This window comes from Faecalibacterium sp. 7 (assembly GCF_049562865.1).
Lineage (GTDB): Bacteria > Bacillota > Clostridia > Oscillospirales > Ruminococcaceae > Faecalibacterium > Faecalibacterium wellingii.
The window spans coordinates 1002779-1028033 of the sequence record NZ_CP186911.1 but is presented as its reverse complement, the minus strand read 5'-3'; the positions used below and the strand labels follow the sequence as shown (position 1 = coordinate 1028033).

Here is a 25255-nt window from a genome sequence, read left to right as displayed (position 1 = left end):
CTTCTGGCCTTAGTCTGCGCCAAAAGGGGGATTTTATACACTGGTTTTATTCTGCACGCATCTGATCGCCGCCGGCGTTCTGTGCCTCCCGCAGGCGTGCGTCGCACAGCTCGTACAGCGCCTGCCAGTTCTTTGCAGAGACATCCTCCAGCCCGGCTGCGCCGCAGCTCAGGGTAAAGGGCACCCGGCGCATCATGCCGGTGGTGGTGATGCATTCCCGGGGCATCTGCCGATACAGGTTCCGCATCTCCTCTGCCAGCTGTTTGCCGTCGGTGTCCAGACAGCCCACCGCAAAGATGCTGCCGGTCAGGCGGCAGACCACGCGGACCGCAGGGGTATCAAAGCTCTTTTTCCACTGGTTGCCCACAAAGCAGTGCAGCTGATCCATCACAGGCTGGCCGTAGGTGTCCCGCAGCTTCTGGCCGTTGTCGATGCTCACCAGCGCCACAGCCGCCTTGCGGCCCTGCGCTGCACACTGTTCCAGCTTTTGGGCAAACACCGTTTCCAGATAGCGGCGGTTGTACACGCCGGTAAGGAAATCGTGGCTCATATCCTCGCGGCACAGCTCCCGCTCCCGGGGCGTCATGCGCTCTTCCGGCAGCACATTGCCTGCCAGCGGTGCACTCATTTCCAGCTCCCAGCATTTGCCGTCCGCTTCCACCCTGCGGTGCAGCACACAGTCCACACGGCCATTGCGCAGCTCGTAGTCCACCCGCAGGCCATCGTCCTGCCAGCCGTCACAACGCGGCGCTTCGGTCAGGGTCACTGCCTCAAATACGGCCTGCGCTGAGCGCGCAAGTTCCCGCAGATCCTGCTCGGTACATTCTTTCTTCATGTAATTTTCCCCATCATCTGCGCACGCGGCGCTCCCGTATCCCGCGTGCAGTCACCTGTTCCCCATACGTTCAGGAACCATCTGCCGCATTATGCATCCCGCGCCCGCCGCCCTGTTTCCGGGAATCCCGGGAACGCATCAGGCAAAGAAAAATGGCATAATGCCGCTTTAGCAACATTATACCATTCAGCTTCTGATTTTACCAGCAAAACGCACAATTTTCTGCCGGAGTTTTTACATTTTCGTCAAATTGCTAAGCGCCCGCCGCTCTGTGCCTTCTGTTTATACGCGGCAGTACACACTGCACTCGTCGTGGATGGTCTTGGCCAGTGCCTTGGCGGCAAAGCCGTCTGCGGCGCGCCATGCCCAGTTTCCGCCCAGCTTGCCGGGCGTGTTCAGGTGTGCTTCCGCGCCCAGACCCAGCCAGTCGTACATGGGGATGATGGCCCGGTCGGCCACCGACCCCAGCGCTGCGCGCAGCAGAGCAATGCGGACATCATCGGTCCGGATGGCCGCCAGCTCCTTTGCGGTGGGCTTTACGCCGGTCAGGTGCAGGTAAGCGGCAGCGGCAGCCTTTTCCTTTTCCGATGCGCCGTTCTCCCACCAGTCGGTCAGGGTGGTGTTATCGTGGGTGCCGGGATATACCACGCTGTTCTTGACGTAGTTGTGGGGCAGATACTCGCTGTCCCCACCGCTGAAGGCGAACTGCAGCACCTTCATGCCCGGGAAGGTGCTGTCGGCCAGCAGCTTTCGCACGCTGGGAAACAGTTCGCCCAAGTCCTCGGCAATGATGGGCAGCTTGCCAAGGGCAGCTTCCAGCGCGTCGAACAGCTCCATGCCGGGGCCGTTCTCCCATTTGCCGGTGCGGGCGGTGGTGCTGTCCGCCGGGATGGCCCAGTAGGTATCGAAGCCGCGGAAGTGGTCGATGCGCAGCAGGTCGTAGATGCCCAGTGCGTGGCGCACCCGGCGCACCCACCACGCGTAGCCGGTCTTTTTGTGGTATTCCCAGTTGTACAGCGGGTTGCCCCACAGCTGACCGTCGGCAGAGAAGTAATCCGGCGGGCAGCCCGCCACACGGGCAAAGCCGCCGTCGGCATCCAGCTCAAACAGCGCGCCGCCCACCCATGCATCCACCGAGTCGGCAGAGACGTAGATGGGGATGTCGCCCAGGATCTGCACGTCCTTTTTGTTGGCGTAGGCCTTCACCGCCTGCCACTGGGCCGCAAACTTGTACTGCACGAACTTCCAGAAACCGATCTCTTCCTCGTTTTCGGCGGCAAAGGCGGCAAGGGCCTTCCTGTCGCGCAGACGGTAGGGCTTGTCCCACTCCACCCAGTTCTTCATGCCGTTGGCTGCCTTCAGGGCCATGTACAGGGCGTAGTCGTCCAGCCACTCCTCGTTGGCAAGGGTAAAGGCATAATAATCGTCCGGGAAGTAATATGCACAGCCATGCAGCCCTGCGCACTGCTTGCGCCATGCGGCGTAGGCGGTGCGCAAAACCTTAAAGCGGCTCACGTACAGGGTGCCGTAGTCCACCTCTTTGGGGTTCGTGCCCCATTTTTCGGCCTTGAGCTGGGCGGCGGTGAGCAGCCCCTCTTCCTTCAGGGTGTCAAGGTCGATGAAATAGGGGTTGCCCGCAAAGGCCGAGCAGCTCTGATAGGGGCTGTCGCCGTATCCGGTGGGGCTGAGCGGCAGGATCTGCCAGATCTTCTGGCCCGCTTGTGCCAGAAAATCCACGAACTCGAAGGCTTCCTTGCCAAAACAGCCGATACCGTAAGGGCCGGGCAGGCTGGACACCGGCATCAGGATTCCACTTTCACGCATGCTATTACCTTCCTCATTTTTAACATTTTATGGGAATGTCGTTGTTTCTTATCATAACATATCCGCAGACTATTTTCCACAGGCAAAAAACGTGGTATACTTATTTTTACGGGATAACCGTCCTTGCCCTCTCCGTCACGGCTTGCGCGGGAGCGCCTGAGAGGGCGAGGACGCTAAAGGTTGCAGCGGCTGTTTCCCTTTACGACCCCACCCGTGAAAATGGGATTCAGGAAAGTCCGCAGACTTTCCTGAATCCCGAAATAAAAATAATTTTCCGCTGAATATGGCCAGAGCCTGCGGCGGCCATTTTAAATCGTCAAACTGCACCCTGAACAGGAGGTACCCGCGCCATGCAGCGCACAGAAAAATACTTTGAACCGGACGCCTTCCGCACCCAGTGCGAGAGCGTCATCCTTGCCGCAGAGCCGGATGAAAAGACCGGCGGCGGGCGCATTGCGCTGGACGGCACAGTGTTTTACCCGGAGGGCGGCGGTCAGCCTGCCGACCGGGGCACCCTGACCCTGCCGGACGGCACCACGCTGAATGTGACCGATGTGCACGAGCGCGACGGCATCCTCTGGCACAGCGTGGACGCCCTGCCGGAAAACGCTGTTCCCGGCACCGCTGTTTCCGGCTGCATCGACTGGGAATGGCGCTTTGACAAAATGCAGCAGCACACCGGCGAGCACATTCTCTCCGGCATCCTGCACCAGATGTTCGGGGCCGAGAACGTGGGCTTCCACATCGGTTCCGAGGCTGTGCGCATGGACACCAGCGTGCCCATTTCTGCCGAGGGACTGCGGGCAGCCGAGCTTGCCGCTAACCGCATCGTGTGGCAGGATGTGCCGGTGCTGGTCAGCTACCCCACCCGGGAGGAGCTTGCCGCCCTTGTCTACCGCTCCAAAAAGGAGATCGAAGGGCAGGTGCGCATCGTGACCATCCCGGATGCAGACGTCTGCGCCTGCTGCGGCACCCACACCCGCACCACCGGTCAGGTGGGACAGATCAAAATTCTGGCATCCGAGAACTACAAGGGCGGCGTGCGGCTGAGCGTGGTGTGCGGAGCCCGTGCGCTGGAAGCGGCACAGGCCATGCGTGCCCGTCAGGCCGACATCGGGGCGCTGCTCTCCGCCAAGGCCGACCAGACCGCTGTGGCGGTGCATCGCGTCTACGATGAGTATACTGCGCTCAAGTTTACACACTTTGGCGTATGTTCTCAGCTGTTCGATGCGCTTGCCCAGCTGGCAGGCCCCGGTGAGGACGCCATCCGCACAGTGCCCGGCCTTGATCCGGACGGCCTGCACCGGCTGGCGGTGCGCCTGACCGAAGCCACCACCGGTCTCTGCGCCGCCCTGACCCCCACCGAAAAGGGCACCGGCTACTGCATCGCACAGGCAGACGGCGACGTGCGCGCCCTGACCAAAGCCCTGAACGCCGCCCTGAACGGACGCGGCGGCGGCAAGCCCGGCATCTGTCAGGGCAGCTGCGCCGCTGCACCGGAACAGGTGGAGGAATTTTTGCGGGAGCAGGAATAACCCTCTCAGTCAAACCCTTACGGGTTTGCCAGCTCCCCCGAGGTGGGGGGGGGGGCTTCTATTGCAAAATCGAATAGCTTTCCCTCTTATGGTCAAAAAGCTCCCCCTTTCGGGGGAGCTGCCGAGCGAATGCGAGGCTGAGAGGGTTCACAACATCAAGGAGAACAACAAACTATGAGAATGCGTTTCAAACCCTATGCCCACGACGAGCTGATGGCAGCCGACTTCCATGTGCATGAGCCGCTGATCTGGGGCGGCAAGTGGCACGGTCAGTACGCCCGCCCGGAGCAGCCCTTTGTGCTGGAACTGGGCTGCGGCAAGGGCGGCTTCATCTCCCAGCTGGCCTGCGCCCACCCGGAAAACAACTATCTGGGCATCGATATCACCGATAAGGTGCTCATCCTCGCCAAGCGCAAGATCGAAGCCGCCTATCAGGCTGCGGGCCGCCCCATCGACAACGTGAAGATCATGAGCACCGACATCGAGCGCATCAAGGGGGTCATTACCGCCGAGGATACGGTCAGCCGCATCTACATCAACTTCTGCAACCCGTGGAGCAAAAACGGCTCTTCCCACAAGCACCGCCTCACCTACCCGCGCCAGCTCATCAACTACCGCGAGTTCCTCAAGGACGGCGGCGAGATCTACTTCAAGACCGACGACGATGATCTGTTCCGCGACAGTCTGGAATACTTCCCCGCTTCCGGCTACGACATCGAGTGGATGACCTACGACCTCCACGAGAACGAGCCGGAGTGGAACATCCGCACCGAGCACGAGGGCATGTTCACCGAAATGGGCATCAAGATCAAGGCCCTGATCGCCCGCAAGAACCCGGACCCCGCCAGCGTGACCTGGATCGAGCCCAAGATCCTCAAGCGTCAGGCCCGCGAAGCCGCCGAGGCCGAAGCCCGGGCTGCACAGGAAGGCGAAGGCAATGAATGACCCCTGCGAGATCTGCCTGAACAATGTGCAGGACGAGTACGGCAGCTGGTACTGTGCGCAGGGCGGCTGTCTGGACGAGGACGAGATGGCCCGCTATCTTTCCCGCAGCACAGCGGCCTGCCCGTTCTTTGAGCCGGGCGATGAATACAAAATCGTACAAAAGCAGAACTGACCTGCGCAGCAGCATGATTCTCACGGGAGGTGTTTTATGCTCAACTTTCTCACGACCACCACAGTGTGCGGCTTTTCGCTGTACCATGTGCTGGCCTTCTTCCTCATTTATTCCTGCACCGGCTGGTGTCTCGAGGTCATCTTTGCCGCCGCCACCACCGGTCAGCTGGTGAACCGCGGCTTTCTCAACGGCCCGGTGTGCCCCATTTACGGCTTCGGCATGATCATCGTGCTGTTCGCCCTGACCCCTCTGCAGGACAGCGTCCTGCTGCTGTACATCGGCGGCGTCATCCTGCCCAGTGCGCTGGAGCTGGTGGGCGGCTGGGCACTGTATAAGCTCTATCACACCCGCTGGTGGGACTACAGCGACTTTCCCTTCAACATCGGCGGCTATATCTGCCTGCAATTCAGCCTGCTGTGGGGCGTGGGCACGCTGGTGGTCATGCGCATCGTCCACCCGGTCGTCGCCGGCCTTGTGGACATGGTCCCGCCCTTTATTGGCCTTGTCGTCATGTGTGTGCTCTATGCGGTCTACGCGGCAGACGTGGTCGTTACGGCCTTTGCCGCCTCCGGTCTGGCCCAGACACTGGACGCCATGGAACAGCTGGCCGACAGCATCCATGCCGTCAGCGACGCCATGACCCAGCTGCTGGGCACCACCGCCCTGAACGCCGACCAGAAGCTGGACGAGCAGCGCCTGCAGCTCAAGCTTGCTGCCGCCGAGGCCCGCGAGGCCGCACCGGAAAAGCGTGCCCTGCGTGAAACGCTGGCCGCCGTCCGCGCCAAGACCGATGAGGCCCGCGAGGCCGCAAAGCATGCTTCCGAGATCGCCAAGCTCAACACCGCCGAAGCCGCCAAAGCCGCACAGCTGGCCGCCAAGGGCACGGTGGAGCGCGCTGCCGAGCTGCTGCGTCTGGAACAGCTGGCCGAGGAGCTGCAGGCCCGCAGCGACGAAATGCAGGCCCAGCTGCTGCGCACCCCCCGCATCGTGGGCCCGCGCCGCATGCTGCGCGCCTTCCCCGGCCTGAAGCACGGCGTGAAAAAGACCACCCTCAAGGCCCTGCGCCTTGGTCTTGCCCGCCGGGAAAGTTCCAAAGAAGAACCGAAGAAAGCCGGCTCCGACACCCGCAGGGACGCCTGAGACTGCTGCCCAAAAGACCGCTGCATCCCGTGCAGCGGTCTTTTTATGCCCTGTCTTCCGGACCCGACCGGCGTTCCGTTCTTTTTGTTATAAAGTTTTAAATATCTATTTCCAAAGGTTTAAAATCGTGTTATACTGTCTTACAGAATGACATATTTTGTCGAAAACGTCTAACAGCGAGGGATTTACAATGTCCGAAGAACTAAAGTTGAATGAAAATGTCAGCGCACCGCAGCCCGATGCGCTTGCACGGATCGCTCGCAAAGACGACTTCCTGCAGCAGCTGCAGGAGTTTCTGGCGCAGCACAAGGGCGAGAACTGGTGTGTTGCCGCCATCGATTTCGAGCATTTCAAACTGTATACCGAGCTGTACGGTGCTCCGCAGGCGCGCAACCTGATGCTGTCCCTTGCCGCCCTTCTGCTGGAGCACAGCAAGGTGACCGGTTCTCCGGTGGGCTACTTTGGCAGTGACGATTTTGTGCTCTGCCTGCCGGACGACAAGGAGCAGCAGCTGGCCATCATCAGCCAGCTGCAGACCTGCGTGAACAGCCACAGGCAGGACGTTACCTCCTTCCTGTCTTTTGGTGTGTGCCCTGTGGCCGAGCATCCGGACGCCGACGTACAGACCTTGTGCAGCTATGCACAGATTGCGTCGGTAGACCCCTGCCCGGCCGTGGGCGGTGTGCACCGCTTTACGCCGACCATGCTCAGCCGGATCAAGGAGCAGCGCCAGCTGCTGAGCGAGCTGGAACACGGCCTGAAAAATCACGAGTTCTGCTTCTTTCTGCAGCCCAAGTGCAACAGCATGACCCGCGCCATCGTGGGCATGGAAGCACTGGTGCGCTGGAACCACCCCACCCGCGGCTGCGTGCCCCCGTCTGAGTTCATGCCCCTGCTGGAAAGCACCGGCCTTGTGACCCAGCTGGACCAGTACATCTGGGAATCCGTCTGCAAGACCCTGCACAAGTGGCAGGAGAGCGGCAGCAATCTTGTGCCGGTATCCGTGAACGTTTCCGTGGTGGATATCGTCAATCTGGATGTGCCGCAGATCTTCTCCGACCTTGTGGAAAAGTATCAGCTGGAGCCCAAGCTCCTGCTGGCCGAGATCACCGAGACCATGCTGGCCGAAAATACTTCTCTGGTGGAAAACGCCATTCAGGGCCTGCACCGCAAGGGCTTCTCTGTGATGATGGACGACTTCGGCAGCGGCTATTCTTCGCTGAACATGCTCAAGGACACTAACGTGGACGCCATCAAGCTGGACATGAAGCTCATCGATATGAACCAGCAGAACCGCAGCAAGGGCGTGCAGATCGTGGAATCGGTGGTGGATATGGCCCACCGCCTGAACCTGCCCATCATCGCCGAGGGCGTGGAAACGCCGGAGCAGGTCTCCATGCTGCAGGCCGCCGACTGCCTGTATACGCAGGGCTATTATTTCTACAAGCCCATGCCGGTGGAGAACGCCGAGGCCCTGCTGGCCCAGCCCAACAGCGAGGATTACTGGGATATGCGCCGCGACCTGCTGCGCCGTGACCGCCGGGTCCCCGTCTCCGACAGTGAGCAGACCGCACTGGCGCTGCAGGCCTACCAGATCTTTGCAGACAATGTGCTGGAGCTTTCCCTGCTGAACCTTTCCACCGGCGAATACCGGGTCATCAAGCGGGATCCGCGCCTGCCCGGTATCGGTTCGGACGCCGAGGAGGGTTTTACCGCTTACTGTGAGCGCATGGTGACGAACAAGGTGATTCACCCGGACGACGCGGAGATGTTCACCGACCAGACCGATCTGGAGGCCCTGCGCTCCGCTGTTTTCAGCACCCAGCAGCCAGAGGCCTACCGCTTCCGCAAAAACGTGTCCGGCCAGTTCGTGTGGATCACCATGGAATTCCTGCCCTGCCGCAACTGCTGCGCCCAGAACCCCTGGGCCACCGTGGTGGTGCGTGAGGATGCACAGGCCGACCAGCTCAGCGAGGAGCTGGACTTCTCCTACAGCCACGACACCCTGACCGGCCTGCTGAACCGCAGCCTCTTTGAGACCGATCTGCGGACGCTGCAGTCCAGCGAATACGACTCCATGGTGTGCACCTACATCGACGTGGTGGGCCTGCACGAGATCAACAATCATCTGGGCCACCGCAGCGGTGACTCCATGCTCTGCTTCATTGCCAATGCGGCCCGCAAGTTCTTTGCTTCCAGCCGCATCTACCGCATCGGCGGTGACGAATTTGTGATCCTCACCCCGAACCAGCCCCCCTACAGTGTGTGGGTGGCTGTGGACAGAATGCGTGCTTTCCTGCGCGAGAAGGAGTACGAGATCTCGGTGGGCATCCAGAACACCAATGACCTGCACCGGCTGGACGACGCCATAAATCAGGCTGAAACTGCCATGCGGCAGGACAAGCAGGCCTATTACGCCCGCAACGGTCAGGAGCGCCAGCTGCGCGGCCTGAATGAGAAGCTGGAGCAGACCCTGACCGAAAAGCGGGATGCCGAGCACTTCCTGCGGGTCCTTGCCCCCAAGTTCAAGAGCGTGTTCGTTGTGGACCTGAAGACCGACCGTATGCGCGGTGTGATCATCCCGGACTATTTCCAGAAAATTCTGGACACCTCCGGCGGCTCTTTCCTCGCCGTTCTGCAGCAGTACCGTGATACTCAGGTGCAGCCCGCCTACCGCGAGAGTCTGGCAGACCTGCTGGACTACAACTATATCCGCAGCAAGGTCCTGACCGGCGACATCGTGGAGCACACCTATAAAAAGACCGACGGCACCACCTTCCGCGTCAAGGTGACGCCCTACTCCAGGAGCGGCTCTCATATCGATGAAACGCTCTGGATCTTCTCGGATGAAGGGGCATCCCTTACCCCCCCCCCCCAGACGAAAATAAGTGATTAAACGTTAAAAAAATCGGAAACGACTGCGGTCGTTTCCGATTTTTGTTTTTACAGAAAAGTTGTGCAGGGCAGCAGCATTTGCCAATTTCGACCCCCTCCCCGTGAAAAAGAACTCCAGAAAAATCCGCGTTTGTGCAGCAATGAAAGCCCCAGTGGGGCTTTCAAGCGGCAGAACGGTCTTGCTTTTAGCAAGATGGCGGGGCCTCGCCCCGACACGTTCCGCAGATTTTTCTGGAGTTCAAAATAAAAATAATAATTCCACTGATTATGGCCAGAGCGCACGCGGAGGCCATTCTAAATGGTCAAGATGGTCAGGCCCACAGATTTTCCGGGTACTGGCCCTCTGCCGTTTTGCGGGCGATGGCCTCCACCACCAGCGGCTTGTCCTCGCGATAGGTGACGCCGTACCATTTATCGGTGCTGCGCAGCACCTGGATCTTCGCCTTACCCTCTTCGATGAGTTCTGTGACGACCAGCGGCAGGAAATACTCGCACTTGAGCGGGTTTTTGGGCAGATTCTCGGTCAGCCAGCCTGCAAAGCGCTGCTCGGCCTCATCCAGAAAGCTTTTGCCGAAGCCCCACAGGTTCATGCTCACCGGGGTATCGCCGGGCAGGTCGGTCCAGCTCTCGCCGCCGTCCTCGGTAAAGTGCACGCCGTTCTCGTACGTTTCAATGCGGGTGCGCTCGGTCACGCTGTGCAGAGTTCCGTCAGGTTCGGTCACACACACGCCGCGGGCCACGCTGCCGTTCTCGGAGACGGTGTTCCGGAGCAGGTAGCTTACCATGCAGTAGTCGTAATAGCTGCCGTCCTCGTGGGTGGACAGGTAATCATACATCACCCGGAAGGCCTCCGGGCCGTAATAATCATCGGCATTGATGACCGCAAACGGGCCGTCGATGAGGTCCTTTGCAGCCAGAACGGCGTGGCAGGTGCCCCAGGGCTTGACACGGCCCTCCGGGACGGCAAAGCCTGCGGGCAGCTCGTCCAGCTGCTGGAAGGCGTACTTCACCTGCATTGCCTTGGACACCCGCTCGCCGATGGCTGCTTTGAAGGCGTCCTCGATCTCATGCTTGATGACAAAGATCACCGTCTCAAAGCCTGCGCGGCGGGCATCGTAAAGGGAATAGTCCACGATGACCTGACCATTGGGGCCCACCGGGTCGATCTGCTTCATACCGCCGTAACGGCTGCCCATGCCAGCCGCCATGACCACCAGTACCGGTTTTTTCATATAAGGTTCCTCCCGTATCTGAGCCGCAGCCGCGGCAGAATATTCATGGCTCCATTATACTCCATTTTGGACAGAAAAACAATTTGAAATGGCTCCGTCTCAGGGAAATCAATTTTTGCAGCTTGATCCGGATCAAAAGCGCCGTGCCAGCTCTCGGGTGACTGACCCTCTCAGTCATCTCGCTTTGCTCGATGCCAGCTCCCCCAAAGGGGGAGCTTTTTGCCATCTTCCGGTCAGCACAGATAAAGCTCCCCCTGAGAGGAAAGACTTCCCCCGGTCGGGACAGATTCTCCCCGCGCCGGGGAGAAATGTCACTGCAGGTGACAAAGAGAGGAACAGATGTCGCGCAGCGACAAAAGGGGGAATCTGGCAAAACCGTCAGGTTTTGCCAGAGAGGGTTCCGCCAATCGCGGCTATCCGTTTGGGCCTCTGTGTGAAAATGAGTTTGTCGCGGCCCGCAGGCCGCGACAAACTCAAAAATATAAAATTCATTCCGCCGATAATGGCAGAGCGAAGCGGAGCCATTTTTCAATCGTCTCCTCGTTACGCAAGCTAAAATTTCCAAAATATGCAATTTATGCTTGCAAAGTATTGTTTTTACGATGTAAATATTGTATACTGGTATCATTCACCGCAGGTTTTGCCTGTCAAAATGCGTCTCAAAGAGAAAGCATTGCTTTCCAATTCAACCAAGAAAGAGGTATTTTATTATGAATGAAGCCGTTACCAAGCGCTTTCTGCTGTATTTCCGCCTGATGCTGCTGGCGTGGATCCTGATCGCCAACGCCATCATCCATGTGACCGGCATGGAGTACAGCTGGCTGATCTTCCTGAGCAATATCATGATGTTCACGCTGGAAGGCGATGTGAAGGATCGCTTCGTCACCGTTGAGCTGGGTGGTCTTGTGGGCCTGATCCTCACCGTGATCGCCCTGCTTTCCATCACGGCCCTGACCCCGGTGCTGGGCGGCTTCTTCGGCTTCCTCATTCCGCTGGCCGTGGTGCTGTTCATCCTCATCATCCTGCACCCCTACGCACCCAAGGTGCTGAACAATGTGGGCTTTGCCTACCTGACCGTGGCCTGCATCGACACCACCGCTCTGGCCACCCACCTGCCCCAGTTCTTCATCACCTTCATCGTGGGTTCGGTCCTCTTCAATGGCGTGTGCGTGCTGCTGATGAAGCCCGCCAAGACTCTGGCCATCAAGAGCGTCCAGAAGGAAAACGCGTAACTCCCTTTACGGAGTATATACATAAGCGAAGGCCCCGTTCCGATCGGAACAGGGCCTTCCCGTTTATGTGTTGTTATTTGCCAAAAATTGCACACTGTCGATTTTTGTGCTATACTGGTCACGCTGCCCTTCCCATTCTGGCATCAGAAGGGGGTGAGGACCGATGAACTCAATTTTAGTCAACTTTCTCGTGGCTGTCGCAGCGCAGGTAACGGCAAACTATCTGTGCACGTGGCTTGATAGTCACCACAAGGGCAAGTAAGCACAAGAACCCCCTTGGAGCGGCAACTCCGAGGGGGTTCACTTTTGTGTGAGACCGATGCAATCCTCAATCTCTATCAACTTTCTCTACCCTTATTATATGCATCCTTGCAAAAAAGTCAAGGCAGCGGTATTTTTTATTTTTTCAGTTTGCGGCATCCATACGGATCCTTACATTCGTTGTTTCCATGCAAAAAAGCGCCGCTCTCCCCTGCCGGGAAAGCGGCGCTTTGTGTTTTGCAGTGTCTGCTTACAGGCTGCGGTTGCGGATCTCGGCAGTCACCTTTGCGATGAATGCATCCAGCTCCATCGTGGTGGTCTCGCCCTTGCGGTCACGCACCGAGATGTTGCCTGCCTCGGCTTCCTTGGCACCCAGAACCAGCATATAGGGCACACGGTCCACCTGCTGTGCCTCGCGGATCTTGTAGCCGATCTTCTGGTTGTCGTCGTCCAGCACAACACGGACACCGGCTTCCACCAGCTTTTCGGTCACACCCTCGGCGTAGTCCAGCGTCTTTTCGGAGACGGGCAGCACCTTGACCTGCGTGGGAGCCAGCCAGGTGGGGAACTTGCCCTTGGTCTCTTCGATCAGGTAAGCCATGAAGCGGTCCAGAGAACCCAGGATGGCGCGGTGCAGCACCACAGGGGTCTTTTCGGTGCCGTCCTTGTCCACGTAGGTCAGGTGGAACTTGGCGGGCAGGCAGAAGTCCAGCTGGCAGGTGGACAGGGTGTACTCGGCACCCACGGCGGGCTTGACGTTCACGTCCAGCTTCGGGCCGTAGAAGGCAGCCTCGCCGATCTCCTCGGTGAAGTGGATGCCCAGCTCGGTCAGCACTTCGCGCAGGGCCTGCTCTGCATGGTTCCACATGGCATCATCGTCGTGGTACTTCTTCTTATCGGCAGGATCACGCAGGCTCAGCACGCAGCGGTAATCGGTAATGTTGAAGTCCTTGTACACCTCAAAGATCAGGTCGCACACGTTTGCGACCTCGCTCTTGATCTGCTCCGGGGTGCAGAACAGGTGAGCATCGTTCTGGCAGAAGTGACGGCCGCGCTCGATGCCCTTCAGGGTGCCGGAGGACTCGTAACGGAAATCGTGGGCGATCTCACCGATGCGCATGGGCAGGTCACGGTAAGAATGGGGACGGTTTGCGTAGATCATCATGTGATGGGGGCAGTTCATCGGGCGCAGAACATAGCTCTCGCCCTCCATCTCCATGGCGGGGAACATGTTCTCGCGGTAGTGATCCCAGTGACCGGAGGTCTTATACAGGTTCACAGTGCCGATGCAGGGAGTCATAACGTGCAGGTAGCCGCGTGCACGCTCCTTCTCCTTGATATAGTTCTCCAGCTCCTGCCAGACAGTGTAGCCTGCGGGCAGGAACATGGGCAGGCCGCGGCCCACCAGATCGTCGGTCATGAACAGGCCCATTTCCTTGCCGATCTTGCGGTGATCGCGCTCACGGGCCTCCTGCTGCTCCTTCTCCCATGCATCCAGCTCTTCCTGATTGCGGAAGGCCACGCCATTGATGCGGGTGAGCATCTTGTTTTCCTTGTCGTTCTTCCAGTATGCGCCGGACTGCTGGGTGATCTTGAAGGCCTTCAGCGCCTTGGTGTAGGTCAGGTGGGGTCCGATGCACATATCCACGTACTCGCCCTGCTGGAAGAAGCTGAACTCGGTCTCCTCGGCCAGATCTGCCATGTGCTCGATCTTGTAGTTCTCCTTGCGCTCTTCCATCAGCTTCACGGCCTCGGCGCGGGGCAGGATGAAGGGCTTGATGGGCAGGTTCTCCTTGACGATCTTGCGCATCTCTTTCTCGATGTTTGCCAGATCCTCGTCGCTGAGCTTCTGGTCGCCCAGATCGACATCATAGTAGAAGCCGTTCTCGGTGGCAGGGCCGAAGGCAAAGTCAGCCTGCGGATACAGGCGCTTGATGGCCTGCGCCATGATGTGGGCTGCGGTGTGGCGGATGACGTGCAGTTCCTGGTCCTGCGGGCACTCGTCCACATGGCCGTCCTTATAGATGATCTTCATAATGTTTGCTCCTTTGACAGATAAAGTAAAACAAAAAAGCGCTTCATCCCGCACACTTACTCACGGGATGAAGCGCCTGAAAAAGTCAGAAACGTTCCACGGTTCCACCCGAATTGCACGCCTCTGCGTGCCACTCGCTGTGCTGTAACGGGCGCACCCGGCAGAGGTTCTCCTCTGCGCTCTGCGGTGGTAGAGCTCCGGCACATGGCAGGCTGCTTGCAGCACCCTTGCGGGGCAGCCCTCTCTGGGTCATGGAGAAACAGGAACTCAGTTTGTCCGCATCATCGCTTTTACAGGATGAAACTACGCTGATTGTAGCACGTCCCGCGGAAAAAATCAAGAGACGCAGCCATGAAATTTTTTCTTCATTTTTCTTCCTTCGGCTGCAGGAATTCCGAAAAAAGCTTGCTGGTGCGGAACCCCTGACTGGAATACAGGCTGTGATAGCCGGAGAACATATAGCTCAGGCCGCAGGCCAGCGCCATCAGCTCAAACCCGGCCCCGCTGAACAGCTCAGCCGCCAGTACAATGGAAGCCACCAGCGTATTGGTCGCCCCGCAGAACACGCACACCAGACCCACTGCAGCAGAAAAGCCCGCCGGGAGCCCCAGCAGCGGCCCCACCACGCAGCCAAACGTTGCGCCGATGTAAAAGCTCGGCACCACTTCGCCGCCCTTGAAGCCCACACTCAGGGTCAGCACCGTAAGCACCATTTTGCACACAAAGTCCCACGGCAGAGCCTGCTCCAGCTCAACGGCATCCATAATGACATCCATGCCGGCACCGTTATAGCGGCCCACCCCCATCAGGTAGGACAGCGCCACCACAGCCGCACCGCCTGCAGCGGCCCGCACCCACGGATTCGGCAGCAGTCTGGGGATCTCATGCTCAAAAAAGTGCAGCATCTGGCAGAAAATCACCGCCACCACCGCACAGCACATGGCCAGCACGGCGGTGCGCACCACCGTCCGGGCATCCAGCGGCGGCGCTTCCATCACAAACCGTGTGGGCGCAATGCCGGCCTTCAGCGAGATGCCATATGCAATAAGCGCCGCCAGAAAGCCCGGCACGAAGGCAACGGTCAGCATCAGGCCCACATCCACCACCATCATCGCAAACAGGGTCGCGGTCAGCGGCGTACCGAACAGCGCCGAAAAAAATGCCGCCATGCCGCACACGGTAGCCGTGCGGCAGTCATGATTGTTGAAGTGCAGCACCCGGCCGATATTCCAGCCGATGCTGCCGCCCATCTGCAGCGCTGCGCCCTCGCGGCCGGCCGAGCCGCCGCACAGATGGGTGAGCACCGTACCCAGAAAGATGGCCGGGACCAGCCACGGCGTCACCGAGCTGCCGTCCTGCACGGCCCGCAGCACATCGTTGGTGCCCTTGCCGACACAGCCCGTCGCCTTATATAAAGCCGTGATGGCGATGCCTGCCGCAGGCAGAAGCCATAGCAGCCAGACCTGCTCTGCGCGCTGCTCGGTCACCCATTCCACTGCCAGATGGAACAGCGTTCCGATGCCGCCGCACAGCACGCCGGTGCACACAGCCAGAAGCGTCCACCGGAACAGTGCCAGCAGCGAGATCCGGATCGCTTCCTTATAATGCAGGAACCATTCCTTTATTTTCCACATGTTTCTTCCCCGCACCTCTCTTAATTTCGATCTGATTTTGTCTATATGCGCCAAAACATAACATGTTTTTCTATCAATGTCAACCAAAGAACGGCAAAGAGTCTTATACAACTTTCACATGCCCGGTAAAACAAATGCCAAAGGCCCTGCTTCTTTGTGCGCAGAAGCAGGGCCTTTGATCTGGTTGCCGTTTAAGATTTCGGATCAGAAAAAGGAAAAAGGAGAACAAAGGGAGTTTGTCGGGGCGAGGCCCCTCCATCTGCTTTCGCAGACCGTTTGGTCACCCGAAAGCCCCACTGGGGCTTTCGCTGCTGACACAAACGCGATCATCACGCTGCAGCGCAGGGGCCGGTGTCGTGCCGGTGCGCCTGCACCGCAGCGGGACAGCTGTTAGAATCCGGGAGCTTTACTCCACATCCTGCAGGGCGGCAAAGTCCTCTTCGCCGGTGCGGATCTTGACCACGCGGGTCACGTTATACACAAAGATCTTGCCATCGCCGATGTGGCCGGTGTACAGAGCCTTCTTGGCAGCCTCCACCACAGCGTCCACGCTGATGCGGGAGACGATGACCTCCACCTTGATCTTGGGCAGCAGGGTGGTATCCACGGGGACGCCGCGGTATTTCTCGCTGGTGCCCTTCTGGATGCCGCAGCCCATCACCTGCGTGACCGTCATGCCGGTGACGCCCAGATCGTTGAGGGCGGTCTTGAGCTGGTCGAACTTGGAGAGCTTTGCAATGATGGACACCTTGTGCATACCGGTGTCGTACACGCCATCGTGGATCACGGGAGAAGCTTCCCGCACCACAGGGACTGCAGCGCTGATCTGCTTGTCGGTGGCCTTGGTCACATCGTCCTCGCCGAGGTCGGTGTTCTCGTTGGGCACCATGACAGCAGAGTTTGCATCGGAGATGGAGAAGCCGGCGTAGGCAGATGCCAGACCATGCTCGTGGATGTCCAGACCGTCGATCTCCACCTCTGCGGGAACGCGCAGGCCGATGAACTTATCGATGAGCTTGAAGATGACGAACATCACCACCACAACGTAGATGTCAACGGTCACGAGGCCCAGCAGCTGGGTGCCCAGCTGTGCCAGACCGCCGCCGTAGAACAGACCGGCGTGCTCGGTGTTGGCACCGGTAGAGAACAGGCCCACCGCAATGGTGCCCCACACGCCGTTTGCAAAGTGGACGGAAACTGCACCAACAGGGTCATCCACCTTGGCGATGTTATCGAAGAACTCAACGCTCAGAACAACGAGCAAGCCGGCCACAAAGCCGATGAAGAATGCGCCGAAGGGAGAAACGGTATCGCAGCCTGCAGTGATCGCCACCAGACCGGCCAGAGAACCGTTCAGGGTCATGGAGACATCGGGCTTGCCGTAACGCAGCCAGGTGAAGATCATGGTCACACAGGTGGCAACGGCTGCGGCAAGGTTGGTGTTGAAGCAGACCAGACCGGTCATGGTCATGGCCTCGTCGGTGGCAAGGCTCAGAGAAGAACCGCCGTTGAAGCCGAACCAGCAGAACCACAGGATGAACACGCCCAGAGCACCGGCGGTCAGGTTGTGGCCGGGAATGGCGTGAGGCTTGCCGTCCTTGTCGTACTTGCCAATGCGGGGACCCAGCATCCATGCGCCCAGCAGAGCGATGACGCCGCCCACGTTGTGGACTGCTGCAGAGCCTGCAAAGTCATGGAAGCCCATGCTCTGCAGCCAGCCGCCGCCCCACATCCAGTGGCCGCAGATGGGGTAGACCACCAGCGAGATCGCAGCAGAGTAAACGCAGTAAGCCTTGAAGTTGGTGCGCTCGGCCATGGAGCCGGAGACGATGGTGGCAGCCGTTGCGCAGAACACGGTCTGGAACACGATGTAGACCCACAGCGGGATATCCAGACCCAGATGGCTGTAATCGCCCTGAATGAACGGGTCGAAGCCGCCGATCAGTGCGCCGGTGCCGCCGAACATCAGGCCAAAGCCGATGATCCAGTAGCACGGGGTGCCGATGCAGAAGTCCATCATATTCTTCATCAGAATATTACCGGTGTTCTTGGCACGGGTGAAACCGGCTTCGCACAAGGCGAAGCCCGCCTGCATGAAGTAGACAAGGAACGCTGCAACCAGCGTCCAACAGGTGTTGACGGAGCTGAACATAACTTTTCATACCTCCCACGAATGTGATGCCGCAAGGCCACCAGAACCTTTTGGCGTGTGCGGTGTTCCCCGTGCCGATCGCACGTAGGAACGCTTCATTTGCACTCAGGAGACCCTCTATTTTCCCCCGAGCGGCAATATCCCCGAAAACACAAAAGGCGCTGGCGGAATCAATTCCGTCAGCGCCTTTGCTTTCGATGGCAAGAGTATAGTCCCTTTGTGCAAAAGTGTCAAGGGCTCATGTCAAGGTTTTACGTTTTTCACAACGCGAAGAAAGGGAATGCGGCAAAAGTTTGGCAAAACTCTGTTTTCAGCCGCACCCTAGTCATTCTTTTCCGCTTCTGTGTCGTTTTCTGCTTTTTTGTGACCGGAGCGGTGTCCGCCCTGCATTTCCCAGTGCAGCATCAGGCTCATCATGGCGCGCAGCGCAAAGGTGGCGGCCAGCGGCACCACCGACTCCAGATTCTGCAAAAGGAAGGTCTTGGCGATCTCCGCCGACATCAGAAACTCCAGCGCCGTGGTCAGGCCGCTGCTCATCTCGTGGTGGAAATCATGATGATCGTTGAAGAATATCGTCCGGATATAGTGGTAGGTCGCCTTGGCCAGACTGGTAATGATGATGAACAGTCCGATCACTTCGGCCAGACCCGCGATCATGGGCACCGCCGTCACCAGAAATCCTTCCAGAACTTCCGTGACAACGGTGTTCAGATGATAAAGCCATCCCATAGCGGCATCCCCTTACAGCAGGGTCTTGACGTATGCTGCCAGCTCCTCATCCTTGCAGGAGGCAAAGAACAGCTCGCTGAACTTTGCACCGGCCACAGCGCCCTTCAGCAGATCCTGATCGATGCTCTTCAGGCACTCGATCAGCGGCTTGAAGGTGGCGGCACGCACGCCGTCCAGGATCTTCTTGTTGCGCTGCTCAGGCTCCACGCGCTCCTTGGGGTAGCCCTGACCGTGGCCGAAGCCGAACAGCTTCTCGAAGCAGTACTCGAGGTTCAGTTCACCGCCCCAGCCGAAGCCCTTGGCAAACGGCATGGCAACGGCGTTGCCGTCGTTGACGTGGGCAAAGGTGTAGGCGTCCACGGGGTCCTCCACATGGCCGCAGATGACGCCGGGGAAGCTGTTCAGGGCCAGCATGGCACCCTCGCCGGTGCCGCAGCCGGTGATAACGTAGTCGGCAGCGCCGCTGTTCAGCAGGATGGCGGCCAGAATGCCGCACTGCACATAGGTCAGCTGTGCGGCGTCATCGGCGGCGTACATGCCGTAGTTGACCACCTCGTGGCCCATGGGCTCCACTACCTTTTTCAGGGCAGCTTCAATGATGCCATTCTTGGCGGCCTGACTGTTCTCGTTGATGAGTGCGATCTTCATAGTAGTTTCCTCTCCTTTTATGATCTTCTCCTGCAGGTGCAGGTGTTATACAAAGTCCTCCCGCATGGGAGTGAAGAAGTCCAGCAGGATGCCGGCTTCCAGACAGACGCAGCCGTGCATCACGCCGTCCTGCTTGAGCAGGGTGTCGCCGGGGCCTACCTCGCGGGTCTCGTCCCCGATGGTAAAGCGGAAGCGGCCCGACACCACATAGGTGATCTGGGTGTGGGGGTGGCAGTGCATGGCACCCACGCCGCCGGTCTCAAAGGTGTTTTCCACGCACATGGCGTCCCTGCCGTAGGCCAGAACGCGGCGCTGTACCCCGGGACCGCAGGGTTCCGGGGCAATATCGGCGTGGGGCACCCATGGCATGTCCTGATGGTTTTTCTCCATTATAGCATATCATCCTTTCCCGTACAAATGCAAAAAGGGACTGTCACACGCGCTGTGCAACAGTCCCCGTTTTTTCAGATCTGTGGGATCTCCTCAGAGCTTACTGGGGCTGCTTGCCGATGTAGGCCAGAATGCCGCCATCGACGTACAGGATCAGGCCATTGACAAAGTCAGAAGCCTCGGAAGCCAGGAAGACAGCGGGTCCGCCCAGTCCTCTGCCTCGCCCCAGCGGCCTGCGGGGGTCTTGGCAACGATGAACTGGTCGAAGGGATGACGGCTGCCGTCGGGCTGGATCTCGCGCAGAGGTGCGGTCTGCGGGGTAGCGATGTAGCCGGGTCCGATGCCGTTGCACTGGATGTTGTAGGCGCCGTACTCAGAAGCGATGTTCTTGGTGAGCATCTTCAGGCCGCCCTTGGCAGCAGCGTAGGCGGAGACGGTCTCACGGCCCAGCTCGCTCATCATGGAGCAGATGTTGATGATCTTGCCGCCGCCCTGTGCGATCATGTCGGGGATGATGGCCTTTGCCACGATGAAGGGAGCGTTCAGGTCAACATCGATGACCTGACGGAACTGAGCAGCGCTCATTTCGGTCATGGGGATGCGCTTGATGATGCCGGCGTTGTTGACCAGAATGTTGATGTGGCCCACTTCCTCGGTGATCTTTGCCACCATGGCGTTGACGGCGTCCTCATCGGTAACGTCGCAGACATAGCCGTGAGCCTTGATGCCTGCTTCTGTGTAAGCAGCGATGCCCTTATCCACCAGCTCCTGCTTGATGTCGTTGAACACGATGGTTGCACCGTTGGCTGCCATTGCCTTTGCAATCGCCATGCCGATGCCATAAGATGCGCCGGTGATCAGCGCGACCTTGCCGGTCAGATCAAAAGATTTGGGAGTGCACTGTGCCATAATAGAGTCCTCCAATCAAATTGTTCCTTTGCGGGGAAACCCCGTTCTTGCCTTGCAGGATGCCCAAAGCTGAACTCTCGGTTTTAGCATCCTTCTTGTATACAGGGTAACATTCTTTTTGGGCTCTGTCAAGGCATTTTCTTCTGCATCTTTGCTGTATTTTTATTTTTCCGGGAAAATTTTTCGTGAAAAGTCGTGCAAAGCCGCAAAATCCCGGTTTTATCTTGTATACACGGTTTCAGTCATTAGCGGTGCGCACAATTTCGTCGGAAAAATTTGGGCTTGTTGACAAAGTTGCAGACTTATCTCTGTTTCTTCTTGACATAAGTATGACTTTCCTGTATCCTCAAAATCAAGAATAATTCTCATAAAGAAAAAGGAGTCCTGCTATGAAAAAACACGCAATCATCTTTGCTTCTCTGGCTCTGAGCTGTCTGGTGCTGTCCGCACCTTTGTCTGCCGGGGCCGTCTCTTCCAGCCAGACCGAAGCATCCTCGCTTTACATCATTACAGTACAGCCGGAACTGCCTGTGACCGAGCGTTCCGAGCTGGAACTGACCGCACTGGAGATGACCCAGACATGGCAGAATCCCAATCCCCGCCGCCAACTGGCACTAAAGTCTGTCTCCCGTGCCGGGTGTTCCGTTTACCGGTGGAGCAGTTCCGCCCCGGTCGTCGCTTCGGTGGATGCCAGCGGCCTTGTCACGGCACTGGCCCCCGGCAAGGCAGTCATCAGTGCATACACCACGCAGGGAGAAACGCTGACCTGCACCGTAACGGTCACTTCCGAAATTGGCAAAGTCACGCTGGATGCAGACGTTCTTTTGCTGCACAGCATCGGCAGCCAGCAGGACCTGATCCCCACTGTGGCTGTACAGGAACCTTCCGCTGTGGCACTGCAATGGACAAGCTCTGACCCTTCTGTAGCTGTTGTGGACGCCGACGGCACCGTCACTGCCGTGGCTGACGGAAAAGCCATAGTCACGGTCCGTACCCCGGAGGGCCGCAGCGCAGGCTGTGCCGTATACGTTGGGCAGGCCGCCGCGGATTATGAAAAGCGGGACCGCCAGCTCACCAAGGCCGCGCTGGGCGGCATGGGTATTTTGGGTGCGCTGTTCCTGCTGCTGGGCATCGCGCTTTAATATCAGATGCAAAAGACCGGACTGCAAACCCACAGTCCGGTCTCCTTATATCATCCCATCTTCTTTTTCTGCTGCCGTGCCACAATGGGCATCAGCAGGGAGGCGGGCAGCAGCTTCTGCGCCGTGGTGCACGCCCGCATAAAGGCCGAAGGCACGATGATGGTCCTGCGGTGCATCATGCCGTGCATGGCTTCCTGTACGCAGAACTCCGGCGTAATGCCCCGGAGGGCAAACACCACCCCTGCCCGGTCGTTGAACTCGGTATCCACCGGCCCCGGGCAGAGCGCACACACATAGACCGGGCTGTGCAGCTCCTGCAGCTCCCGGGCAACACCCCGGGTCAGGCTGACCACATAAGCCTTGCTGGCATAGTAGCCCGCCATATAGGGCCCGCCGGGCAGCAGCCCCGCCGAGGATGCCACGTTCAGGATGGTGCCGCCGCCTGCCGCGTGCATCCTGCGCACCGCAAAGCGGAACAGCCGCGCCATGGCTTCCACATTCACCCGGATCATTTCCTCTTCCCGGGCGTCGTCGGTCTCCAGATAGCTGCCGCACACGCCAAAGCCCGCGTTGTTGATAAAGATATCAATGGTCTCCCCCTCCAGCTCCTTGAAAAGGCGCTGGCAGTCCTCTTCCCGGGCAAGGTCTGCGGGCAGGATGCGGCAGGGCGTGCCCAGTTTTGCGGCCAGCGCTTCCAGCCGGTCGGTGCGGCGGGCGGTCAGGATGAGCCGACAGCCCAGCTTTGCATAGCGGCGTGCAAACTCCTGCCCGATGCCGGAGCTTGCGCCGGTGATCCATACGGTCTTTGACATATTGATTCTCCTTCTGAACCCTCTCAGTCAATGCCTTTCGGCCTTGCCAGCTTCCCCGAATGAGAAGCTTTTGTACGGCAGGCCTTCTCGGTTTGAAAATGTAAAAGAAAAGAGTGTCCGAAACGGCTGCGGTGTTTCGGACGCTCTCATAGATTTTATTTCAGCAGGTTGTCGTTCTCGAAGTAATCGATGCGCATGGACTTGCGCACCTCGGCCAGCGTGGCGGCGGCAGTCTTTTCCGCGTAGGCGCTGCCCTCTTTCAGGATCTCCACCACCTCGGGCAGGCGCTGCTCCCACTCCTTGCGGCGGGTGCGGATGGGCTCCAGCTCGGCCTGCATGACGCTGTTCAGGAACTTTTTCACCTTCACGTCGCCCAGACCTCCGCGCTGGTAGTGCGCCTTCACCTCGTCGAGGTTCTGGTATTCCGGCCAGAACTCTGCAAAGTGCTCCGGACGGCAGAAGGCGTCCAGATAAATGAACACCGGGTTGCCCTCCACCTTGCCGGGGTCCTGCACCCGCAGGTGGTTGGGGTCGGTGTACATGGACATGACCTTCTTTTTGATGTCCTCCGGTTCCTCGGACAGGTAGATGCAGTTGCCGAGGCTCTTGCTCATCTTGGCCTTGCCGTCGGTGCCGGGCAGGCGCAGGCAGGCGGCGTTCTGGGGCAGCACGATCTCCGGCTCGGTCAGGGTATCACCGTAAACGGCGTTGAATTTGCGCACGATCTCGCAGCACTGCTCGATCATGGGCTTCTGGTCCTCACCGGCGGGCACGGTGGTGGCGTGGAAGGCGGTGATGTCCGCAGCCTGACTGATGGGGTAGCAGAAGAAGCCCACCGGGATGCTGGTCTCAAAGTTGCGCATATGGATCTCGCTCTTGACGGTGGGGTTGCGCTGCAGGCGGCTCACGGTGACGAGGTTCATATAGTAGAAGCTCAGCTCCGTCAATTCCGGCACCATGGACTGGATGAAAATATGGGTCTTGGCGGGGTCGATGCCGCAGGCCAGATAATCCAGCGCCACCTGCAGGATGTTCTGGCGCACCTTTTCCGGGTTGTCGGCGTTGTCGGTCAGGGCCTGTGCATCGGCGATCATAACGTAGATCTCATCGTACTCGCCGGAGTTCTGCAGGCGCACCCGCTCCTTCAGGGAACCGACATAGTGGCCCACATGCAGGCGGCCGGTGGGACGGTCGCCGGTCAGAATGATCTTTTTCATGATGTTCTCCTTTTTTAAAGGGCAAACTCCCCCAGTCACGGCTTACGCCGTGCCAGCCCCCTCGGAGATGGGGCCTTTGGCGGTGCGGCAAAGTTTCCGGTTTTGCCAAAGCCTCCCTCAATGAGAAAGACTTCCCCCGGCCGGGGGAAGATGTCACGCAAGTGACAAAAAGGGGAGCAGTGGCATTGCCGCAGGCAATGACGGAAGGAGTTTCCTCTTGTTTCGCTTATTATTTTAAGTATATCCCGCCCCGCCTGCCCTGTCAACAAAAGCAGCCGCAGAAAAAAGAAAAAAGCGATGGAAAACTTCCATCGCTTTGCTGGCGCCTCTTGCCTGACTCGAACAGGCGACACCCTGATTAACAGTCAGGTGCTCTAACCGACTGAGCTAAAGAGGCATCTATATAAAACGGCACATGACCGTTTTACTACTATAAAATGGTGACCCGTACCGGAATCGAACCGATGTTAAAGGCGTGAGAGGCCTCTGTCTTAACCGCTTGACCAACGGGCCATACGTCCATTTTGCATCGGGCGTTCACTCCCGACTCGACTATTTTAGCATAGCGCAGCCGCTTTGTCAACACAAAATTTCATTTTTTTAAAAAATCGCCCGCACCCGGGCCGCGCCGGTGTGGAAAAGGCCCAGCGCCAGCCCCAGATATACGCCGATCACCGTATCGTTCTGGTCAAATTCCATCTGCTGACGCTGCGGCAGACCGGCCAGTGTGCCCCTGTATACGCACCGCAGCTCTTCCAGCCGGGTGTAGTCGTTGGGGTGCATCAGGGTGCTGTGCTTGGGCAGCTCCATGGCACCGCTCTTTTCCAGCACCTCGCTGACGAACTGGGAGCAGAAATAGTGCCGGCGGCGCTTCCAGCGGATATGCATCCCGCAGAGCGCAAGGCCGATGACGTTGAACCGGTAAAGGCTGCCGTGGGCCATCATGTGCTCGGCACGGCGGCGGGCACGGATGTAGGCTTCATCGCTCACATCCAGCGCATACAGCGCGCAGGGCACGTTCTCCCGCAGGCGGAACACGCCCCGATTCAGGTATTCCCTGCTGGGCCCCGCCGGGAACATGGTATAGCCGTTTTTGCGGGTAGAGCTGTACAGGCAGCTCAGGTCTTCGTCAAAAGCCAGCGAAGCGTGGGTATAATTTGCACCGGTAACGGTGTAAACAAGGTTTGAAAGCAGGGTACCCGACCGGGTGAGCAGGATGTAGATGGTCTTCATGATCTTTTTCCTTTTTATATGCAGCACACAGAAAAAGCGGGGCTGTCCTTTTGTCAGATACAGTATACCACAGGCAAAGTTTCTTTGCCATAAAAATCGTCAAAATCTCGTAAATTTTGCACAAATCGGGCTATGGATCCTGTTCCGCTCTTCCCTGCCGCGCCGTTTTGCGGGAAGGGCCGTTTTTGTGCGCGGTTTTTTATGCATCCTGCCATGCATCCCGGCTCGTCAAAATTTTATCAAAAAATTGTTTTCCCGCCGTTCCACCTTATTTTTTCAGGCC

The 25255-nt window shown here is 58.6% G+C and carries 20 protein-coding genes, 2 tRNA genes and 1 pseudogene; 8 read left to right on the top strand and 15 right to left on the bottom strand.

Features of this window, described 5'->3' with window-relative positions:
* Positions 1-46: 46 nt before the first annotated feature.
* Both ACKXF7_RS05050 and malQ read right to left on the bottom strand, forming a co-directional pair.
* Positions 47-835 (bottom strand): GGDEF domain-containing protein, encoded by a 789-nt coding sequence (locus ACKXF7_RS05050; protein WP_348584779.1) that lies wholly within the window; start codon positions 833-835, stop codon positions 47-49.
* Between the two features lie 282 nt (positions 836-1117).
* Positions 1118-2659, bottom strand: a complete 1542-nt coding sequence (gene malQ / locus ACKXF7_RS05045) for a 4-alpha-glucanotransferase (RefSeq protein WP_423742318.1) — start codon at positions 2657-2659, stop codon at positions 1118-1120.
* Positions 2660-3009: 350 nt separating this feature from the next.
* Between malQ and ACKXF7_RS05040 the strand changes: the two genes are divergently transcribed.
* The 5 genes from ACKXF7_RS05040 to ACKXF7_RS05020 all read left to right on the top strand — a co-directional run bounded on the left by ACKXF7_RS05040 (position 3010) and on the right by ACKXF7_RS05020 (position 9347).
* A complete protein-coding gene (locus ACKXF7_RS05040; protein WP_423742317.1) occupies positions 3010-4194 on the top strand; it encodes an alanyl-tRNA editing protein in 1185 nt (394 codons plus the stop codon).
* 174 nt (positions 4195-4368) lie between these two features.
* Positions 4369-5139 (top strand): tRNA (guanosine(46)-N7)-methyltransferase TrmB, encoded by a 771-nt coding sequence (gene trmB, locus ACKXF7_RS05035; protein WP_348584776.1) that lies wholly within the window; start codon positions 4369-4371, stop codon positions 5137-5139.
* The gene (locus ACKXF7_RS05030) at positions 5132-5311 is read left to right on the top strand and encodes a DUF6472 family protein (RefSeq protein ID WP_097777082.1); all 180 of its coding nucleotides are present in this window, start codon (positions 5132-5134) and stop codon (positions 5309-5311) included. The genes trmB and ACKXF7_RS05030 overlap by 8 nt, the downstream gene beginning before the upstream one ends.
* A gap of 36 nt (positions 5312-5347) precedes the next feature.
* On the top strand, positions 5348-6451 hold the full coding sequence (locus ACKXF7_RS05025) for a putative ABC transporter permease (RefSeq protein ID WP_423742316.1): 1104 nt from the start codon (positions 5348-5350) through the stop codon (positions 6449-6451).
* A gap of 190 nt (positions 6452-6641) precedes the next feature.
* Positions 6642-9347, top strand: a complete 2706-nt coding sequence (locus ACKXF7_RS05020; protein WP_423742315.1) for an EAL domain-containing protein — start codon at positions 6642-6644, stop codon at positions 9345-9347.
* A gap of 310 nt (positions 9348-9657) precedes the next feature.
* Here the strand turns inward: ACKXF7_RS05020 and ACKXF7_RS05015 are convergent, their stop codons facing one another.
* Positions 9658-10578 carry a nucleotidyltransferase family protein gene (locus ACKXF7_RS05015; protein WP_423742314.1) on the bottom strand — a complete coding sequence of 307 codons (921 nt, stop codon included), beginning with the start codon at positions 10576-10578 and terminating at the stop codon, positions 9658-9660.
* Positions 10579-10917: 339 nt separating this feature from the next.
* Between ACKXF7_RS05015 and ACKXF7_RS05010 the strand changes: the two genes are divergently transcribed.
* The gene (locus ACKXF7_RS05010; RefSeq protein WP_423742313.1) at positions 10918-11292 is read left to right on the top strand and encodes a hypothetical protein; all 375 of its coding nucleotides are present in this window, start codon (positions 10918-10920) and stop codon (positions 11290-11292) included.
* Positions 11289-11810 (top strand): hypothetical protein, encoded by a 522-nt coding sequence (locus ACKXF7_RS05005; RefSeq protein ID WP_423742312.1) that lies wholly within the window; start codon positions 11289-11291, stop codon positions 11808-11810. Before ACKXF7_RS05010 ends, ACKXF7_RS05005 begins: the two co-directional genes overlap by 4 nt.
* Before the next feature lie 511 nt (positions 11811-12321).
* Here the strand turns inward: ACKXF7_RS05005 and thrS are convergent.
* The 7 genes and pseudogenes from thrS to ACKXF7_RS04970 all read right to left on the bottom strand — a co-directional run bounded on the left by thrS (position 12322) and on the right by ACKXF7_RS04970 (position 20568).
* Entirely contained in the window at positions 12322-14106 is a 1785-nt protein-coding gene (gene thrS, locus ACKXF7_RS05000; protein WP_154260922.1) for a threonine--tRNA ligase, read from the bottom strand.
* A 365-nt stretch (positions 14107-14471) separates the two neighbouring features.
* Positions 14472-15740, bottom strand: coding sequence for a chloride channel protein (locus ACKXF7_RS04995; RefSeq protein WP_423742311.1), 1269 nt, complete (start codon positions 15738-15740; stop codon positions 14472-14474).
* A gap of 406 nt (positions 15741-16146) precedes the next feature.
* Positions 16147-17892, bottom strand: coding sequence for an ammonium transporter (locus ACKXF7_RS04990; protein ID WP_423742310.1), 1746 nt, complete (start codon positions 17890-17892; stop codon positions 16147-16149).
* A gap of 321 nt (positions 17893-18213) precedes the next feature.
* Positions 18214-18621: a DUF1622 domain-containing protein gene (locus tag ACKXF7_RS04985; protein ID WP_249237575.1), complete on the bottom strand. Its 408-nt coding sequence runs from the start codon at positions 18619-18621 to the stop codon at positions 18214-18216.
* 12 nt (positions 18622-18633) lie between these two features.
* A complete protein-coding gene (locus tag ACKXF7_RS04980) occupies positions 18634-19269 on the bottom strand; it encodes an RpiB/LacA/LacB family sugar-phosphate isomerase (protein ID WP_097781014.1) in 636 nt (211 codons plus the stop codon).
* Between the two features lie 45 nt (positions 19270-19314).
* On the bottom strand, positions 19315-19659 hold the full coding sequence (locus tag ACKXF7_RS04975; RefSeq protein ID WP_423742309.1) for a cupin domain-containing protein: 345 nt from the start codon (positions 19657-19659) through the stop codon (positions 19315-19317).
* Positions 19660-19759: 100 nt separating this feature from the next.
* Positions 19760-20568 (bottom strand): annotated as a pseudogene (locus tag ACKXF7_RS04970) (gluconate 5-dehydrogenase).
* Between the two features lie 389 nt (positions 20569-20957).
* Here ACKXF7_RS04970 and ACKXF7_RS04965 point away from each other — a divergent pair.
* A complete protein-coding gene (locus ACKXF7_RS04965) occupies positions 20958-21710 on the top strand; it encodes an Ig-like domain-containing protein (RefSeq protein WP_339395979.1) in 753 nt (250 codons plus the stop codon).
* 50 nt (positions 21711-21760) lie between these two features.
* Here the strand turns inward: ACKXF7_RS04965 and ACKXF7_RS04960 are convergent, their stop codons facing one another.
* The 5 genes from ACKXF7_RS04960 to ACKXF7_RS04940 form a co-directional block, all read right to left on the bottom strand.
* The gene (locus ACKXF7_RS04960; protein ID WP_418265125.1) at positions 21761-22522 is read right to left on the bottom strand and encodes an SDR family NAD(P)-dependent oxidoreductase; all 762 of its coding nucleotides are present in this window, start codon (positions 22520-22522) and stop codon (positions 21761-21763) included.
* Positions 22523-22677: 155 nt separating this feature from the next.
* Positions 22678-23739: a tryptophan--tRNA ligase gene (trpS, locus tag ACKXF7_RS04955; RefSeq protein ID WP_120121009.1), complete on the bottom strand. Its 1062-nt coding sequence runs from the start codon at positions 23737-23739 to the stop codon at positions 22678-22680.
* A gap of 320 nt (positions 23740-24059) precedes the next feature.
* Positions 24060-24136: transfer RNA gene (locus ACKXF7_RS04950), tRNA-Asn, on the bottom strand.
* Between the two features lie 41 nt (positions 24137-24177).
* Positions 24178-24252: transfer RNA gene (locus ACKXF7_RS04945), tRNA-Glu, on the bottom strand.
* Positions 24253-24339: 87 nt separating this feature from the next.
* A complete protein-coding gene (locus ACKXF7_RS04940; RefSeq protein ID WP_423742308.1) occupies positions 24340-24972 on the bottom strand; it encodes a hypothetical protein in 633 nt (210 codons plus the stop codon).
* Between the last annotated feature and the right edge of the window lie 283 nt (positions 24973-25255).